16 protein-coding genes are annotated in these 17747 nt (G+C 72.9%); 14 read left to right on the top strand and 2 right to left on the bottom strand.

Annotated elements, in window-relative coordinates:
* The first annotated feature begins 20 nt into the window (after window positions 1-20).
* A complete protein-coding gene (gene truA / locus AMK26_RS07840) occupies window positions 21-887 on the top strand; it encodes a tRNA pseudouridine(38-40) synthase TruA (protein WP_073753502.1) in 867 nt (288 codons plus the stop codon).
* On the opposite strand, the gene AMK26_RS07845 is transcribed toward truA, so the two are convergent.
* Entirely contained in the window at window positions 849-1739 is an 891-nt protein-coding gene (locus AMK26_RS07845; RefSeq protein ID WP_073753504.1) for a hypothetical protein, read from the bottom strand. The genes truA and AMK26_RS07845 overlap by 39 nt on opposite strands.
* Before the next feature lie 55 nt (window positions 1740-1794).
* Here AMK26_RS07845 and AMK26_RS07850 point away from each other — a divergent pair, with 55 nt between their 5' ends.
* From AMK26_RS07850 to glmM, 5 genes are all read left to right on the top strand, one after another.
* Window positions 1795-3414, top strand: a complete 1620-nt coding sequence (locus AMK26_RS07850) for an ABC-F family ATP-binding cassette domain-containing protein (protein WP_073753506.1) — start codon at window positions 1795-1797, stop codon at window positions 3412-3414.
* 141 nt (window positions 3415-3555) lie between these two features.
* Window positions 3556-5124: a serine/threonine-protein kinase gene (locus AMK26_RS07855; protein ID WP_158071105.1), complete on the top strand. Its 1569-nt coding sequence runs from the start codon at window positions 3556-3558 to the stop codon at window positions 5122-5124.
* A gap of 260 nt (window positions 5125-5384) precedes the next feature.
* A complete protein-coding gene (gene rplM / locus AMK26_RS07860) occupies window positions 5385-5828 on the top strand; it encodes a 50S ribosomal protein L13 (protein ID WP_073753510.1) in 444 nt (147 codons plus the stop codon).
* A 41-nt stretch (window positions 5829-5869) separates the two neighbouring features.
* The gene (rpsI, locus tag AMK26_RS07865) at window positions 5870-6388 is read left to right on the top strand and encodes a 30S ribosomal protein S9 (protein WP_031076704.1); all 519 of its coding nucleotides are present in this window, start codon (window positions 5870-5872) and stop codon (window positions 6386-6388) included.
* Between the two features lie 109 nt (window positions 6389-6497).
* A complete protein-coding gene (glmM, locus tag AMK26_RS07870) occupies window positions 6498-7856 on the top strand; it encodes a phosphoglucosamine mutase (RefSeq protein ID WP_073753512.1) in 1359 nt (452 codons plus the stop codon).
* A 91-nt stretch (window positions 7857-7947) separates the two neighbouring features.
* On the opposite strand, the gene coaA is transcribed toward glmM, so the two are convergent.
* Window positions 7948-8931 (bottom strand): type I pantothenate kinase, encoded by a 984-nt coding sequence (coaA, locus tag AMK26_RS07875; RefSeq protein ID WP_073753514.1) that lies wholly within the window; start codon window positions 8929-8931, stop codon window positions 7948-7950.
* Window positions 8932-9097: 166 nt separating this feature from the next.
* On the opposite strand from coaA, the gene AMK26_RS07880 reads away from it, so the two are divergent.
* The 8 genes from AMK26_RS07880 (at window position 9098) to tsaE (ending at window position 17701) form a co-directional block, all read left to right on the top strand.
* Entirely contained in the window at window positions 9098-10096 is a 999-nt protein-coding gene (locus AMK26_RS07880; protein WP_073753516.1) for an ATP-binding cassette domain-containing protein, read from the top strand.
* Entirely contained in the window at window positions 10093-10902 is an 810-nt protein-coding gene (locus AMK26_RS07885; RefSeq protein ID WP_073753518.1) for an ABC transporter permease, read from the top strand. The genes AMK26_RS07880 and AMK26_RS07885 overlap by 4 nt, the downstream gene beginning before the upstream one ends.
* Window positions 10903-11014: 112 nt before the next feature.
* The gene (gene glmS, locus AMK26_RS07890) at window positions 11015-12862 is read left to right on the top strand and encodes a glutamine--fructose-6-phosphate transaminase (isomerizing) (RefSeq protein WP_073753520.1); all 1848 of its coding nucleotides are present in this window, start codon (window positions 11015-11017) and stop codon (window positions 12860-12862) included.
* Window positions 12859-13227, top strand: coding sequence for a holo-ACP synthase (locus tag AMK26_RS07895; protein ID WP_073753522.1), 369 nt, complete (start codon window positions 12859-12861; stop codon window positions 13225-13227). The genes glmS and AMK26_RS07895 overlap by 4 nt, the downstream gene beginning before the upstream one ends.
* A 4-nt stretch (window positions 13228-13231) precedes the next feature.
* Complete coding sequence (locus AMK26_RS07900; protein WP_073753524.1) at window positions 13232-14647, top strand: bifunctional ADP-dependent NAD(P)H-hydrate dehydratase/NAD(P)H-hydrate epimerase; 1416 nt, start codon at window positions 13232-13234, stop codon at window positions 14645-14647.
* A 167-nt stretch (window positions 14648-14814) separates the two neighbouring features.
* Window positions 14815-15960 (top strand): alanine racemase, encoded by a 1146-nt coding sequence (gene alr, locus AMK26_RS07905; RefSeq protein WP_073753526.1) that lies wholly within the window; start codon window positions 14815-14817, stop codon window positions 15958-15960.
* A 24-nt stretch (window positions 15961-15984) separates the two neighbouring features.
* The gene (locus tag AMK26_RS07910; protein WP_073753528.1) at window positions 15985-17214 is read left to right on the top strand and encodes an alpha/beta fold hydrolase; all 1230 of its coding nucleotides are present in this window, start codon (window positions 15985-15987) and stop codon (window positions 17212-17214) included.
* The gene (gene tsaE, locus AMK26_RS07915) at window positions 17186-17701 is read left to right on the top strand and encodes a tRNA (adenosine(37)-N6)-threonylcarbamoyltransferase complex ATPase subunit type 1 TsaE (protein WP_073753530.1); all 516 of its coding nucleotides are present in this window, start codon (window positions 17186-17188) and stop codon (window positions 17699-17701) included. The genes AMK26_RS07910 and tsaE overlap by 29 nt, the downstream gene beginning before the upstream one ends.
* Window positions 17702-17747 lie beyond the last annotated feature (46 nt).

Consider the following 17747-nt stretch of genomic DNA (forward strand, 5'->3'; position numbering starts at 1 on the left):
CGGCTTGAGAGGATGGACGCGTGAGCGATGACGTGAAGCCCGGCTTCGTACGGGTACGGCTGGACCTTTCGTACGACGGCAAGGACTTCCACGGCTGGGCCAAGCAGGCCGGCGGGCAGCGGACCGTGCAGGGCGACATCGAGGACGCGCTGCGTACGGTGACGCGGTCGTCCGAGACGTACGAGCTGACCGTCGCCGGGCGGACCGACGCGGGCGTGCACGCGCGCGGGCAGGTCGCCCACGTCGACCTGCCCGAGGCCGTGTGGGCCGAGCACCGGGACAAGCTGCTGCGGCGGCTGGCCGGGCGGCTGGCGCACGACGTGCGGGTGTGGAAGGTCGAGGAGGCGCCGCCCGGGTTCAACGCGCGGTTCTCCGCGATCTGGCGGCGGTACGCGTACCGGGTGACGGACACCCCCGGGGGCGTCGACCCGTTGCTGCGCGGGCACATCCTGTGGCACGACTGGCCGCTGGACGTCGACGCCATGAACGCGGCCGCCGAGCGGCTGGTGGGCGAGCACGACTTCGCCGCGTACTGCAAGAAGCGGGACGGCGCGACGACCATCCGTACGCTCCAGGAGCTGCGGTGGGAGCGGCTGCCCAGCGGGGTGCTGGAGGCGACCGTGCGCGCGGACGCCTTCTGCCACAACATGGTCCGCTCGCTCGTCGGCGCGCTGCTCTTCGTCGGCGACGGGCACCGGCCGGTGGAGTGGCCCGGCAAGGTGCTGGCCGCCGGGGTGCGGGACTCGGCCGTCCATGTCGTACGGCCGCACGGGCTCACGCTGGAGGAGGTCGGTTACCCGGCCGACGAGCTGCTGGCCGCCAGGAACCTGGAGGCCCGCAACAAGCGGTCACTGGCCGCCCGTGGCGGGGGCGGTGGCTGCTGCTGAGGCCTGGGCGCGGCCGCGGGCGTAGATCTGGTTGAAGGCGAACGTGCCGACGTCGTCGCTGACCTTGAAGACGATCTCGTCGGCCTTCGTCACCTTCTTGCCGCTGGTGAAGCCGGCCTGGGTGAAGTAGGCGTACCGGCCGAGTGAGTTGGCGCGGCGCAGGCAGACCGTCTTGGCCTGGCAGAAGCCGTTGACGCCCGACCCGACGAGCGGGGCGATGCCGCCCTGCGCCTGCTCCTTGGCCTTCACCGCGGCCGCCTGGTTCTCGAACAGCGCGACGCCGACCGTGACGGCGACGCCGTCCCTCTCGTACGTGGCGCGGATCACGCGCTCGCAGCCGTTGCGCTCCAGGACCGCGCCGAGGCCGTCCTCCGCGGCGGCCGCGCAGGTGGTGGTGGAGGCGGTGGCGCCCTTGATGTGGACGCGGTCGCCCATGGTGAGCTTCTTGCCGGGGAAGAGGGAGCCGGCGCTGATGGGCGCCTTGTCCTTCTGCGCGGTGGAGATGAAGTCCATCGGGTTCGGCGGGGGCGGGGGCGCCACGGAGGAGAACGACGGCTGCGGCTTGGCGGTGTCCGTGGGCAGTTCCGGGGCGCCGCTGGTGGTGTCCGCGAGGTTGGCGCCGTCGTCGTCGGCCTTGTTGGTGGAGACGATGGCCGTCGCGATGATGGTGCCCACCAGGGCGGTGGCGAGCACGGCACCGCCGGCGATCAGCAGGCGCTTACGGCGCGTACGCCGCTCGGAGGCCTCGGCGAGGGCGCTCCAGTCCGGGGCGCCGGTCTGCGGCGGCGCGTACGGCTGCTGCTGATGACTGTGGTGCGGCTCCTGCGGCCACTGGGGTCCCCCAAAGCTCATGCCGCGCATCCTAAACCGGTTGGGGCGGGGGTCGGCCCCCGGAGACAATGCGGCCATGGGACATGTAGAGGTCGCGCATCTGGAGTACTACCTGCCGGACGGGCGGGTGCTGCTCGGTGATGTGTCGTTCCGGGTGGGTGAGGGCGCGGTGGTGGCGCTCGTCGGCGCGAACGGGGCCGGCAAGACGACGCTGCTGCGGCTGATCGCGGGCGACCTCCAGCCGCACGGGGGGACGGTGACCGTGTCGGGCGGGCTGGGCGTGATGCCGCAGTTCGTCGGGTCGGTACGGGACGAGCGGAGCGTGCGGGACCTGCTGGTGTCGGTCGCGCCCGCGCGGATCCGGGAGGCGGCGGCCGCGGTGGACGCCGCCGAGCACCGGATCCTGACGGTCGACGACGAGGCCGCGCAGTTGGCGTACGCGCAGGCGCTGAGCGACTGGGCGGAGGCGCGGGGGTACGAGGCCGAGACGGTCTGGGACATGTGCACGATGGCGGCGCTGGGGGTGCCGTACGACAAGGCGCAGTTCCGTGACGTACGGACGCTGAGCGGCGGCGAGCAGAAGCGGCTGGTCCTGGAGGCGCTGCTGCGCGGCCCCGAGGAGGTGCTGCTCCTGGACGAGCCGGACAACTACCTCGACGTGCCGGGGAAGCGGTGGCTGGAGGAGCGGCTTGCCGAGACCCGTAAGACCGTGCTGTTCGTGTCGCACGACCGGGAGCTCCTGGCGCGGGCCGCCGAGAAGATCGTGGCCGTGGAGCCGGGCCCGGCGGGGTCGGATGTATGGGTGCACGGTGGCGGCTTCGGGACGTTCCACGAGGCGCGGCGGGAGCGGTTCGCGCGGTTCGAGGAGCTGAAGCGCAGGTGGGAGGAGAAGCACCAGCAGCTGAAGCGGCTGGTGGTGAACCTGCGGCAGGCGGCGTCGGTCAGCCATGAGATGGCGTCGCGGTACGCGGCCGCTCAGACGCGGCTGCGGAAGTTCGAGGAGGCGGGTCCGCCGCCGGAGCCGCCGCGGGAGCAGGACATCCGGATGCGGCTGCGGGGCGGGCGTACGGGGGTGCGGGCGGTGACGTGCGCGGACCTGGAGCTGACCGGCCTGATGAAGCCGTTCTCCCTGGAGGTCTTCTACGGGGAGCGGGTGGCCGTCCTGGGGTCGAACGGGTCCGGGAAGTCGCACTTCCTGCGGCTGCTGGCGGGGGAGGAGGTCGCCCACAGCGGGTCGTGGAAGCTGGGCGCGCGGGTGGTGCCCGGGCACTTCGCCCAGACGCACGCCCACCCCGAGCTGATGGGCCGCACCCTCGTCGACATCCTGTGGACCGAGCACGCCAAGGACCGGGGCGGCGCGATGTCCGTGCTGCGGCGGTACGAGCTGGAGCGGCAGGGCGACCAGGTGTTCGACCGGCTGTCGGGCGGGCAGCAGGCCCGGTTCCAGATCCTGCTGCTGGAGCTGGCGGGCACCACCGCGCTCCTGCTGGACGAGCCGACGGACAACCTGGACCTGGAGTCGGCCGAGGCCCTCCAGGTGGGGCTGGAGGCGTACGAGGGGACGGTGCTGGCCGTCACGCACGACCGCTGGTTCGCGCGCTCCTTCGACCGGTATCTGGTGTTCGGCTCCGACGGGGTCGTCCGGGAAACGCCCGAGCCGGTGTGGGACGAGCGCCGGGTGGAGCGGGCGCGGTAGGCCGCCGTTTCCTGGAGACGGTTCCCTGGAGGCGGTTTCCTGGAGGCGGTTTCCTGGAGCGGCACGGCGCGTCACCGGTACAGTGCGCGCAGTGTCGGGGCGGGTCGGACCTGGGGGCGGGCGGGCATGCATGGCGACGGCGTGACGGACACTCGGGGCGCGCTGCGGCCGGGGCACCGGCTGGGATCGTTCACGGTGCTGGCCGAGCTGGCCAGCGGCGGCATGGGCCGCATCTACCTGGCCCGCTCGCCGGGCGGCCGGACGGTGGCGGTCAAGACGCTGCTCGGCGATGGCGCGGGAGCCCCGGCGGGTACGGCGGACCGGCGCCGCTTCGCCCGCGAGGTGGCGCTCGCCCGGCGGGTGCGCGGCGTGTACACCGCGAGCGTGGTCGACGCCGACGCGACGGGTCCGGTGCCGTGGATGGCGACGGAGTACGTCCCGGCGCCCTCGCTGCGGGACCTGGTGGACGGCTGCGGCCCGCTCAGGGGCGGCGCGCTGTACTGGGTGGCCGCCGGCATCGCCGAGGCCCTGGTCAGCATTCACGAGGCCGGTCTGGTGCACCGGGACGTCAAGCCGTCCAACGTCCTGCTGCCGGTGGACGGTCCCCGGGTCATCGACTTCGGCATCTCGCAGGCCGGTGACCTGACGCGTACGCAGACGGCCCTCGGGACGATCGTCTACGCGGCGCCCGAGCAGGCGCGCGGCGAGCCGACGACACCGGCTTCGGACGTGTTCTCGATGGGCGCCACGCTCTTCCACCTCGCGGTGGGCCGCGCCCCCTACCGGGACGGCGGGGCGGGCGCCGCCGTGGAGCAGCTCGTCCGGGCCGCCACGGGCGAGCTGGACGTCTCCGGCCTGCCGCGCGAGCTGGAGCCGCTCGTACTGCCGTGCCTGGCCCTGGACCCGGCCGAGCGGCCCACCCCGGCGGACGTCCTCGCCCTGTGCGGGGCGAGGCTGGGGCAGCGGCCGGACGCGCGGGGCGGCGCCGACTGGCTCGACGCGCGGTGGCTGGCGGCCATCGAGCGGCACCGGGAGCGGCGTACCCGGGCCGTGGAGGAGGCCCGCCGGAGGGTCGGGCCGGACGCGCCGACCGGGCCGGTGGCGCCGCCGCCCCCGACCGCGCGCTTCGCCCCCGCGGTGACCGCTCCGTCCGCTCCGGCCACCCCACGGCGCCGGGTGGGCGCGCGGTGGTGGGCCGGCGGCGCGGTGGCGCCGGCGCTCGCCCTGGCAGGGCTGCTGGTGCTGGAGCCGTGGGCCGCCGACGGCGAGGCGGGGGCCGCGGGGCTGCCCGACCAGCCGGTCCGCATCCTCCCGGTGGAGTCGGAGTCCTTCGGGGTGTGCCCGGAGGGGGCGCCGGAGGGCCGGGCGTACACGTCCGACGACCGCCAGGCCTGCGTGATCACCACCGGGGACGGGATGACGGTGCGCAGGTTCACGGCCGTGCGGGCGTACGAGGACAAGGAGAACGGCATGGGCTGGGTCGTCGACGTCACGTTCCAGGCGGCCGACCGCGAGAAGTGGGCCGAGCTCACCGGCCAGGTGGCCGGGCGGCCCGTGCCCGGGGACCAGCTGGCGTTCGTCCAGGGCGACAAGCGTCTGCTCGCCGCCCCGAAGATCATGGAGCGGATCTCCGGCGCCCGGATGACCATCGCCACGGCGCTGGGCCGCAACGAGGCCGAGTTCCTGGCCAAGGCACTCGGCGCGCCCTGACCGAACGCACCCGCACGGGGCCCCGGGCGGGGGTGCCTGGCGGGGCTGTTTTGACCCGTACGGGGCACGCGGCGTATCCTTCTGGTTCGTTATGCGTATTGGCTTGCTCGTTCTCACGTGAGAGGCCGTTACGCCGGTCCACCGGGCCGATGACCAGCGACACGCACTCGGGTTGCGTCCCCGATGTGCGGTCAAGGCTGTCGTGATCGTCCGGGTGGCCTTGTCAGGACCCACTCACTGAAGAAGCGAAGGCTACGACCGTGCGTACGTACAGCCCCAAGCCCGGCGATGTGACGCGCCAGTGGCACATCATCGACGCGCAGGACATCGTCCTGGGCCGTCTGGCGACCACCGCCGCCACCCTTCTGCGGGGCAAGCACAAGCCGATCTATGCACCGCACGTTGACACCGGTGACTTCGTCATCATCATCAACGCCGACAAGGTGCACCTGTCCGGCAACAAGCGGACCCAGAAGATGGCGTACCGCCACTCCGGTTACCCGGGTGGTCTGCGCTCCGTCCGCTACGACGAGCTGCTTGAGAAGAACCCCGAGAAGGCTGTTGAGAAGGCCGTCAAGGGCATGCTCCCCAAGAACACCCTTGGCCGTCAGATGCTCTCGAAGCTGAAGGTCTACGCGGGCGAGAACCACCCGCACGCTGCCCAGCAGCCGGTCCCGTTCGAGATCACCCAGGTCGCGCAGTAAGTCCGGCCACCCCCTAAGACGAAAAGAATCTGAGGAGCATCGTGGCCGAGACCACTGTTGAGAACCCCATCGAGGGCGAGGAGACCTACGCCGAGGTCACCACCTTCGAGTCCGAGGTCCCCGTCGAGGGTGAGTACACCTCGGAGTCCCTCGCGTCCCGCTTCGGCGAGCCGCAGCCGGCCGCCGGCCTGGGCCGCCGCAAGAACGCCATCGCCCGCGTCCGGATCGTTCCGGGCACCGGCAAGTGGAAGATCAACGGTCGCACCCTCGAGGACTACTTCCCGAACAAGGTGCACCAGCAGGAAGTCAACGAGCCCTTCAAGGTGCTCGAGCTCGACAACCGCTACGACGTCATCGCCCGCATCTCGGGTGGCGGCGTCTCCGGCCAGGCCGGTGCCCTGCGCCTCGGCGTGGCCCGCGCGCTGAACGAGGCGGACGTGGACAACAACCGCGGCCCGCTGAAGAAGGCCGGCTTCCTGAGCCGCGACGACCGTGCGGTCGAGCGCAAGAAGGCCGGTCTCAAGAAGGCCCGTAAGGCCCCGCAGTACAGCAAGCGCTAATCACGCCTGCTCGGTCTGCTCAACGTACGCCCCGGCGGCACCTTCGTGCTGCCGGGGCGTACGTCTATACGCTTCACCTTGCTTTTTCGGAGTAACTCGGAGGACAGCTGTGGGACGACTCTTCGGCACGGATGGTGTGCGCGGTGTCGCCAACGCGGATCTGACGGCGGAGCTCGCGCTCGGCCTGTCGGTCGCGGCGGCGCACGTGCTCGCCGAAGCGGGGACCTTTGAAGGACACCGGCCGACCGCCGTGGTCGGGCGGGACCCGCGTGCGTCGGGAGAGTTCCTGGAGGCCGCCGTCGTGGCGGGCCTCGCGAGCGCGGGCGTGGACGTCATGCGGGTCGGCGTGCTGCCGACGCCGGCCGTCGCGTACCTGACGGGCGCGCTCGGTGCCGACCTGGGCGTGATGCTCTCCGCCAGCCACAACGCCATGCCGGACAACGGCATCAAGTTCTTCGCGCGCGGCGGCCACAAGCTGGCCGACGAGCTGGAGGACCGTATCGAGGCCGTGTACGACCAGCACCGCACCGGTGAGCCGTGGGACCGGCCGACCGGCGGCGGGGTCGGCCGGATCGCCGACTACAAGGAGGGCTTCGACCAGTACGTCGCCCACCTGCTGTCGGTCCTGCCGAACCGGCTCGACGGGCTCAAGATCGTCCTGGATGAGGCGCACGGTGCCGCGTCCGGTGTGTCGCCCGCCGCGTTCCAGCAGGCCGGGGCCGAGGTCATCACCATCGGCGCCACCCCGGACGGGCTCAACATCAACGACGGCTGCGGCTCCACCCACCTGGAGATGCTGAAGGCCGCCGTCGTCGAGCACGGCGCGGACCTCGGCATCGCCCACGACGGCGACGCCGACCGCTGCCTGGCGGTGGACCACACCGGTGCCGAGGTCGACGGCGACCAGATCCTGGCCGTGCTGGCGCTGGCCATGCGCGAGGCGGGCACGCTGCGCGGGGACACCGTCGTCGCGACCGTCATGTCGAACCTCGGCTTCAAGCTCGCCATGGAGCGCGAGGGCCTCCAGCTCGTCCAGACGGCGGTCGGCGACCGTTACGTACTGGAGTCGATGAAGGAGCACGGGTACGCGCTCGGCGGTGAGCAGTCCGGGCACGTCATCGTCCTGGACCACGCCACCACCGGCGACGGCACCCTGACCGGTCTGCTGCTGGCCGCGCGCGTGGCGGCGACCGGGCGGACGCTGGCCGAGCTGGCCGGGGTCATGGAGCGGCTGCCGCAGGTGCTGATCAACGTCAAGGACGTCGACAAGACGCGCGTGAAGACCTCCCCCGAGCTGGGCACCGCCGTCGCGGACGCCGAGCGCCGCCTGGGCACCACCGGCCGCGTCCTGCTGCGCCCCTCGGGCACCGAGCCGCTGGTCCGCGTCATGGTCGAGGCCGCCGACATCGAGCAGGCCCGCTCGGTCGCCGGGGAACTCGCGGACGTGGTGAAGTCCGCGCTGGGCTGACCACTGATGTGAAAGGGGCGCCCCACCGGTTACCGGTGGGGCGCCCCTTTCTGCGCACGGGCTCTCTTCCAGAACGTGTCGGGGGCGGGCGTCAGAGCTTGCGGAGGGAGAGGCGCTGGACCTTGTGGTCCGGGCCCTTGCGTACGACGAGGGTGGCACGCCCCCGCGTCGGCGCCACGTTCTCCAGCAGGTTCACCTTGTTGACGGTCCGCCACATGGTACGGGCGTAGTCCAGCGCCTCTTCCTCGCTGACCTGGGTGTACTTCTGGAAGTACGAGGAGGGGTTCTGGAACGCGGTCGCGCGCAGCTTGCGGAAACGATTCAGGTACCAGGCCTCGATGTCCTCGGGGCGCGCGTCGACGTACACCGAGAAGTCGAAGTAGTCGGCGAGGCCGACGCGGGTGCGGCCGTCCTTGCCGGGCAGGGCGGGCTGGAGGACGTTGAGGCCCTCGACGATCAGGATGTCGGGGCGCCGGACCGTGAGGCGCTCGCCGGGGACGATGTCGTAGATCAGGTGTGAGTAGACGGGGGCGGTGACCTCGTCCTTGCCCGCCTTGATGTCGGCGACGAACCGGGTCAGGGCGCGCCGGTCGTACGACTCGGGGAAGCCCTTCCTGGACATCAGGCCGCGCTCCTGGAGCTCCTTCATGGGCAGGAGGAACCCGTCGGTGGTGACCCGCTCCACGCGCGGGTGCTCGGGCCAGCGGGCGAGCAGTGCCTGGAGGAGCCGGGCGACGGTGGACTTGCCGACGGCGACGGAGCCGGCGACCCCTATGACGAACGGGGTGCCGCGCTGGGCGCTCTTCTCGCCGAGGAACGTGTTGAGGGCGCCGCGCAGATTGGCGGTGGCGCCGACGTACAGGTTGAGGAGGCGGGAGAGCGGGAGGTAGATGTCGCGGACCTCGTCGAGGTCGATGACGTCGCCGAGACCGCGCACCTGCTCGACCTCCTCGGCGGTGAGGGGCAGCGGCGTCTTGTCGCGCAGCGCGCTCCACTCCTCGCGGGTGAGGTCGACGTACGGAGTGGCCTCCGCACGGCGGTGGGCGGCGGCGCTGCGTGGCGGCGAAGTGATCACACGGCCATTGTCGTGCTTGCGGGGGTGTTGTGGGTCGTGTGCTCGGTCACCCTCGGCCGTCCTCGCGGCGACTGGAATGTCAGTGGCGTGCGTCACAGTTGTGGGGAAGGTGGGCGTCGAGGCCCGGCGTCCGTGTGGTACGACCCGAGCCGAGGGGAACAGTCCCATGACGTATGCGATCCAGGCGGAAGGCCTGGCCAAACGGTTCAAGGAGACCCGGGCGCTGGACGGGGTGGACCTGGCCGCCCGCACCGGGACGGTCCTGGGGCTGCTGGGGCCCAACGGGGCGGGGAAGACCACGGCCGTACGGATCTTCGCCACGCTGCTGGAGCCCGACGCCGGCCGGGCGCTGGTGGCCGGGCACGACGTGGTGCGGGAGGCGGGGCGGGTGCGCTCGCTCGTGGGTCTGACAGGGCAGTACGCGGCGGTCGACGAGAACCTGACGGGCACGGAGAACCTGCTGCTGATCGGGCGGCTGCTGGGGATACCGAGGCGGGAGGCGAGGGCGCGGGCCGCGGAGCTGCTGGACCGGTTCGGGCTGGCCGACGCGGCGGGGCGCGCGGTGAAGACGTACTCGGGCGGTATGCGCCGGAGGCTGGACCTGGCGGCGAGCCTGGTGGGGCGGCCGCGGATCCTGTTCCTCGACGAGCCGACCACGGGCCTGGACCCGCGCAGCCGCGGCGAGCTGTGGGACATGCTGCGCGGCCTGGTCGCCGAGGGGGTGACGGCCCTGCTGACGACGCAGTATCTGAACGAGGCGGACATGCTCGCCGACAACATCGTGGTGATCGACAAGGGCCGGGTCATCGCGGAGGGTACGCCCGACGAGCTGAAGTCCCAGGTGGGCGGCCAGGTGCTCCAGGTCCGGCCGGTGCGGGCGCACGACCTGGCGGGCGCCCACGCGCTGGTGGCGGAGGCGGCCGGCCGGCAGACCAAGATCGAGGGGGACGTGATCACGGCACCGGTGAACGGTCCGGAGCTGATGCCCGCCGTCGTACGGCGGCTGGACGGGGCGGGGATCGCGGTAGGTGAGCTGACGCTGCGCCGCTCGTCGCTGGACGAGGTCTTCCTGGCCCTGACCGGGCACCGGGCGGAGGCGGGGACCGGCGCCGCGGAGGTGGAACCCGATGACAGCGACATCGAGAAGGTGGTGAGTTCGGCATGACCGCCACGACGATCGGCGCGCCCCTGACCGCGAGCGGCCGGGTGCGGCCGGGCGCCGGCCTGCGGCAGACCGCCACGATGGCGTGGCGGAGTCTGGTGGCCGTCAAGCACAACCCGCTGGAGCTCGTCGACTACAGCATCACGCCGATCATGTTCGTGTTCCTCTTCACGTATGTGATGGGCGGGCAGATGGCCGGATCGCCGGACGCGTACCTGAAGTACGCGCTGCCCGGGATCATCGTCCAGAACACGCTGTTCATGACCATCTACACGGCGATGGCCCTCAACACCGACCTGACGAAAGGGGTGTTCGACCGGCTGCGGAGCCTGCCGATAGCCCGGTCGGCGCCGCTGATCGGCCGGATCACCGCCGACCTGGCCAAGCACCTGTGGGCGATGCTGCTGATGATGGGCCTCGGCGTGGCGCTCGGCTTCCGCATCACCGGTGGCCTGGGCGGGTTCCTGGCGGGCGCCCTGCTGCTCGTAATCTTCGCGGCTGCCGTGTCGTGGTGCGCGGTGCTCGTCGGGATGCTGGCGGGTGACGCGGAGAAGGTGCAGGCCTTCGGCTTCACGCTGATCTTCCCGATCACCTTCACCTCCAGTGCGTTCGTCGTGGTCGACACGATGCCCGGCTGGCTCCAGGCCTGGGTGCACGTCAACCCGGTGACGCACCTGTCGGACGCGTTCCGCGGTCTGCTGCTGGGCGGCGAGGTGGGGCGGCCGCTGCTGTGGTCGCTGATATGGGCGGCGGGCATAGCCGTCGTCTTCTACCCGCTGGCCATGCGGGCGTACCGCGCGAAGGCCTGACCCGGTCTGCGGCGGGCGTAGCCGGTCGTACTCGGTCCTGCTCGGGTCCTGCTCGGTCCTGCTCGGACGGCCTTGCGGACCTGAGGGGGCGGGCGGCTTTAGGCTCGTCGGCATGTGCGGAATCGTGGGGTACGTCGGCGGGCAGTCGGCGCTTGATGTGGTGATCGCGGGCCTCAAGCGGCTCGAGTACCGGGGCTACGACTCGGCCGGTGTCGCGGTGCTCGCCGACGGCTCGATGGCCGCGGCGAAGAAGGCGGGCAAGCTCGTCAACCTGGAGAAGGAGCTGGTCAGCCGGCCCCTGCCGACCGGGAACGCGGGGATCGGGCACACCCGGTGGGCGACGCACGGCGGGCCGACCGACGCCAACGCGCACCCGCACCTCGACAACGCCGGGCGGGTCGCCGTCGTCCACAACGGCATCATCGAGAACTTCGCGCCGCTGCGCGCCGAACTGGCCGAGCGGGGGCACACCCTGGAGTCCGAGACGGACACCGAGGTCGTCTCGCACCTGCTGGCCGAGTCGTTCTCGTCGTCCGGCGACCTGGCGGAGGCGATGCGGCTGGTGTGCCGGCGGCTGGAGGGCGCCTTCACCCTCGTCGCCGTGCACGCCGACCAGCCGGACGTGGTCGTCGGCGCGCGGCGCAACTCGCCGCTGGTGGTGGGGGTCGGGCAGGGCGAGGCGTTCCTCGCCTCGGACGTGGCCGCGTTCATCGCCCACACCCGGTCCGCGATCGAGCTGGGGCAGGACCAGGTGGTGGAGCTGCGCCGGGACGGGGTGACGGTCACCGACTTCGACGGGGCGCCCGCCGACGTACGCGCGTACCACGTGGACTGGGACGCCTCCGCGGCCGAGAAGGGGGGTTACGACTACTTCATGCTCAAGGAGATCGCCGAGCAGCCGAAGGCGGTCGCCGACACGCTCCTGGGCCGTATCGACGCGAGCGGTGCGCTGCGGCTGGACGAGCTGCGGATCGCCGACGAGGTGCTGCGCGAGGCGCACAAGGTGGTCGTGGTGGCGTGCGGGACGGCGTTCCACGCCGGGCTGATCGCCAAGTACGCCATCGAGCACTGGACCCGCATCCCGTGCGAGGTGGAGCTGGCCAGCGAGTTCCGCTACCGGGACCCGATCCTGGACCACCGGACGCTGGTGATCGCGATCTCGCAGTCCGGCGAGACGATGGACACCCTGATGGCGCTGCGGCACGCCCGGGCGCAGGGTGCGCGGGTGCTGGCGATCTGCAACACCAACGGCTCGACGATCCCGCGCGAGTCGGACGGCGTGCTGTACACGCACGCCGGCCCGGAGGTGGCGGTGGCGTCCACCAAGGCGTTCCTGACGCAGCTCGTGGCCGTGTACCTGCTGGCGCTGTACCTGGGGCAGTTGCGGGGGACGAAGTGGGGCGACGAGATCCGGGCGGTCGTCAAGGACCTGGCGCGGATCGCGGACGACGTCGACCGGGTCCTGGAGACCATGGAGCCGGTGCGGGAGCTGGCGCGGTCGCTGGCGGACAAGAACACGGTGCTGTTCCTGGGGCGGCACGTGGGCTATCCGGTGGCGCTGGAGGGCGCGTTGAAGCTCAAGGAGCTCGCGTACATGCACGCGGAGGGTTTCGCGGCCGGCGAGTTGAAGCACGGACCGATCGCGCTGATCGAGGAGGACCTGCCGGTCGTGGTCGTGGTGCCGTCCCCGCGCGGCCGGTCGGTGCTGCACGACAAGATCGTGTCGAACATCCAGGAGATCCGGGCGCGCGGCGCCCGCACGATCGTGATCGCGGAGGAGGGGGACGAGGCGGTGACGCCCTACGCGGACCATTTGATCCGTATCCCGGTGACGCCGGTGCTGTTGCAGCCGATGGTGTCGACGGTGCCGTTGCAGGTCTTCGCCTGCGAGCTGGCGACGGTACGCGGCAACGAGGTGGACCAGCCGCGCAACCTGGCGAAGTCGGTCACGGTCGAATGATCATCGGGGTGGGGATCGACGTGGCGGAGATCGACCGGTTCGCGGCGGCGATGGAGCGTACGCCGCACATGGCGCAGCGGCTGTTCCTGGAGCGGGAGTTGCTCCTGCCGAGCGGGGAGCGGCGCGGTATCGCCTCGCTCGCGGCGCGGTTCGCGGCGAAGGAGGCGATCGCGAAGGCGCTCGGCGCGCCGGCCGGGCTGCACTGGACGGACGCGGAGGTGTACGTCGAGGACAGTGGGCAGCCCCGGCTGCGGGTGCGCGGCACGGTCGCGGCGCGCGCCGCCGAGCTGGGCGTACGGCACTGGCACGTATCGCTCAGCCATGACGCGGGGGTGGCGTCGGCCGTGGTGATCGCGGAGGGTTGAGCCCATGCGTACCGCTTACCGCGTGGAGACCGTACGGGCCGCCGAGGCCGCGTTGATGGCGACGCTGCCGGAGGGCGCGCTGATGCAGCGGGCGGCGGCGGGGCTGGCCGCCGCGTGCGCCGGGCTGCTCGGCCGGGTGTACGGCGCCCGGGTGGTGCTGCTCGTGGGCAGCGGCGACAACGGGGGCGACGCGCTGTACGCGGGCGCCCGGCTGGCGCGCCGGGGCGCGCGCGTGTCGGCGGTGCTGCTGGGCTCGCGCGCCCACGAGGGCGGGCTGGGCGCGCTGACGGGGGCCGGAGGCCGGGTGGCCGAGGACGCCCTCCGAGTGCTGGAGCGGGCCGACCTGGTCCTGGACGGCATCACCGGGATCGGCGGGCGCGGCGGGCTGCGGCCGGAGGCCGTGGACGTGGTCCGGGCGGCGCGGGACTCGGCGGCCGTCGTGGTGGCCGTCGACCTGCCGAGCGGCGTGGACGCCGACACGGGGGAGGTGCACGGGGAGGCGGTGCGGGCGGACGCGACGGTGACGTTCGGGGCGTACAAGCCGGGGCTGCTGATCGACCCGGCGCGGGAGCACGCCGGGGCGCTGCGGCTCGTGGACATCGGCCTCGCCCTCCCTTCGGCGCCGGACGTCGAGGCCCTCCAGCACCTGGACGTGGCGCGGCTGTTGCCGGTCCCGGCGGGGGAGAGCGACAAGTACCGGCGCGGCGTGGTCGGTGTCGTCGCCGGCTCGGCGCGCTACCCGGGCGCGGCCGTCCTCGCGGTGTCGGGCGCGCTGCGGGGCGGCGCCGGGGCGGTGCGGTACGTCGGGCCGGCCGGCGACGCGGTGCTCGCGCGCCACCCGGAGACGCTGGTGCACGCGGGGCCTCCCGGGAAGGCGGGGCGCGTCCAGGCGTGGGTGATCGGGCCGGGCCTGGGCGACACGCCGGGCGCGGACGACGTCCTCGGCTCGGACGTCCCCGTCCTGGTGGACGCCGACGGACTGCGCAACCTCGACCCCGCGGCGGTGCGCTCCCGCCCGGCGCCCACGGTCCTCACCCCGCACGCGGGCGAGGCGGCGGCCCTCCTGGGCACCGCCCGGGAGGACGTGGAGTCGCGGCGCCTGGAGGCGGTCCGGGAACTGGCGGGACGCTACGGGGCGACGGTGCTGCTCAAAGGCTCGACGACCCTCGTCGCCTCGGCCGACGGCCCGGTACGCGTCAACCCCACGGGCACGCCCTGGCTCGCCACCGCCGGCAGCGGCGACGTCCTGTCGGGCCTCGCGGGCTCCCTGCTGGCCGCCGGCCTCGCCGCGCGCGACGCCGCGTCGGTCGCCGCCTACCTCCACGGCCTGGCGGCCCGCCGCGCCGCCCGCGACGCCCCCATCGCGGCGTACGACGTGGCAGAGGCGCTCCCGGGGGCGTGGCGGGACGTGCGGGGCTGAGGGCCGCTCCGGAAGCCGGGGGCCCGCACCGGGGCGCTCCCCAGGCGCTGTCCCGCCCCGCCCTCCCGGCCGGAAGCCGGGCTCCCGGGACCTGAAGTACGGGGCCTTCCGGGGGCGTGGGCGGGGACACAGGGGAGGTGGGGCGTGCACCTGAGAGACTGGGCGCGATGAGTGAGACACCGCAGACCCTTCGCGCCCGCGCCGAGATCGATCTCGGGGCGTTGCGCGCCAATGTGCGTACCCTGCGGGGGCGCGTGGGGACGGACGTTCAGGTCATGGGCGTCGTGAAGGCCGACGCGTACGGGCACGGGGCCGTGCCCTGTGCGCGGGCGGCGCTGGAGGCCGGGGCCACCTGGCTCGGCACCGCCACGCCGCACGAGGCGCTCGCGCTGCGGGCCGCCGGAATCGACGCGCCCGTCCTGTGCTGGCTGTGGACGCCCGGGGACCCCTGGGACGACGGCATCCGGGCCGGCCTGGACATGACCGTGAGCGGCATGTGGGCCCTGGACGAGGTCAAGGAGGCCGCGCGCCGGACCGCACAGCCGGCGCGCGTCCAGCTCAAGGCCGACACCGGGCTCGGCCGCAACGGCTGCCAGCCCGCCGACTGGCCCCGGCTCGTCGGCGAGGCCCTGGCGGCCCAGGCCGAGGGCCTGCTGAAGGTCACCGGCATCTGGTCGCACTTCGCGTGCGCGGACGAGCCCGGTCACCCCTCCATCGGCGCCCAGCTGGAGACGTTCCACGAGATGCTGACGTACGCCGAGAAGGCGGGCGTCGAGCCCGAGGTGCGGCACATGGCCAACTCCCCGGCCACGCTCACCCTCCCCGAGACGTACTTCGACCTCGTACGGCCCGGCATCGCGATGTACGGCGTCTCGCCCGGCCCGGAGCTCGGGACCGCGGCCGACTTCGGGCTGCGGCCCGTCATGCGGCTGGTGGGGAGCGTCGCGCTCGTCAAGGACGTACCGCCCGGCCACGGCGTCAGTTACGGGCACCACTACGTCACCGAGCGCGCCACCACCCTCGGCCTCGTCCCCCTCGGGTACGCCGACGGCATCCCGCGCCACGCGTCCGGACGCGGCCCGGTGCTGGTCGGCGGCAAGGTGCGGACGGTGGCCGGGCGGGTCGCGATGGACCAGTTCGTCGTCGACCTCCAGGGGGACGCCGTCGAGCCCGGTGCACAAGCCGTGCTGTTCGGGGCAGGTGATGACGGTGAGCCGACCGCCGAGGACTGGGCACGCGCCGCGGACACGATCGCGTACGAGATCGTGACGCGCATCGGTTCGCGGGTACCACGCGTCTACCTGAACGAGTAGCGGGAGCCTTAAGGAGCAGCCGTAGTGAGTGAGACCAGTTCGGTGGACGCGGCGGAAGCGATTTCCGCGGCGGCCGGCGCGGCCGGCAATTGGCGCCGCGCCGGTGTCGCCGGGGCCGCGATAGGAGTGATCGCGGCGGGCGCGGCGGCCGGTGTCGCCCTCGAACGGCTCACCGTCGGGCGCGGCATGCGCCGCAAGGCGCGCCTCGCGCTGGACGCCGCCGGTCCGTACGGCTCGCTGCGCGGCACCCCGGGCCGGGCCGAGGCCGACGACGGCACCGAGCTGTACTACGAGGTCGACGAGGTGGAGGCGGAGTCCGGCGCGCCGCGCCGCCGCCGGCTCTTCGGGCGCCGGGAGCCCGCCCCCGTCACGGTCGTCTTCAGCCACGGCTACTGCCTCAACCAGGACTCCTGGCACTTCCAGCGTGCCGCCCTGCGCGGGCTGGTCCGCACGGTCCACTGGGACCAGCGCAGCCACGGCCGTTCCGGGCGGGGCGCCGCCCAGCGCGGGCCCGACCGGGTGCCGGTCTCCATCGACCAGCTCGGCCGCGACCTGAAGGCGGTCATCGACGCGGCCGCCCCCGAGGGGCCGCTGGTACTGGTGGGGCACTCGATGGGCGGCATGACGGTGATGGCGCTGGCCGAGCAGTACCCGGAGCTGATCCGCGAGCGGGTCGTCGGCGTCGCCTTCGTCGGTACGTCGTGCGGCAACCTCGGCGAGGTCAACTACGGGCTGCCGGTCGCGGGCGTGAACGCCGTACGCCGGGTGCTGCCGGGTGTGCTGCGGGCGCTGGGCTCGCAGGCGGAGCTGGTGGAACGGGGCCGCCGGGCGACGGCGGATCTGTTCGCGGGGCTCATCAAGCGCTATTCGTTCTCGTCGAGGGACGTGGACCCGGCGGTCGCCCGGTTCGCCGAGCGGATGATCGAGGGGACACCCATCGACGTGGTCGCCGAGTTCTACCCGGCGTTCACCGAGCACGACAAGGCGGAGGCGCTGAGCATCTTCGCCGAGGTGCCGGTGCTGGCGCTCGCCGGCGACCAGGACCTGGTCACGCCCAGCTCCCACACGGAGGCGATCGCGGACCTGCTGCCGGACGCCGAGCTGGTCATAGTGCCCGACGGCGGGCACCTGGTGATGCTGGAGCACCCGGAGGCGGTCACCGACCGGCTCGCGGACCTGCTGGTACGGGTGGGCGCGGTACCGTCAGCGACTAACGTTGGCACGTATGGAAGCACCGCACAGCCCGGCGGCTGAGCCCGCCGGCCCCGTCGCCCGATTCACCCTCCACGCACCTGAGCAGACGCAGGAGCTGGGCCGCACGCTCGCCAAACTGCTGCGCCCCGGTGACCTCGTCATGCTCACCGGCGAGCTCGGCGCCGGCAAGACGACGCTGACGCGCGGGCTCGGCGAAGGCCTGGGGGTGCGCGGCGCGGTGACGTCCCCGACGTTCGTCATCGCACGCGTCCACCCGTCGCTGGTGGGCGGCCCCGCGCTCGTCCACGTCGACGCCTACCGCCTGGGCGGCGGACTCGACGAGATGGAGGACCTCGACCTCGACGTGTCGCTGCCCGAGTCGGTGGTGGTCGTGGAGTGGGGCGAGGGCAAGGTGGAGGACCTCACGGAGGACCGGCTGCACGTCGTCATCCACCGGGTCGTCGGGTCCACGGACGACGAGCGGCGGGTCGTGACGCTGACGGGGTACGGGGCGCGCTGGGCGGGCGTGGACCTGGCGCTGGGGTGACCGGTCGCCGACCGCGCGCCGTACTTTCCGACAAGACGTCGGCATA

This window comes from Streptomyces sp. CB03234 (genome assembly GCF_001905885.1).
Taxonomy (GTDB): Bacteria; Actinomycetota; Actinomycetes; order Streptomycetales; family Streptomycetaceae; genus Streptomyces.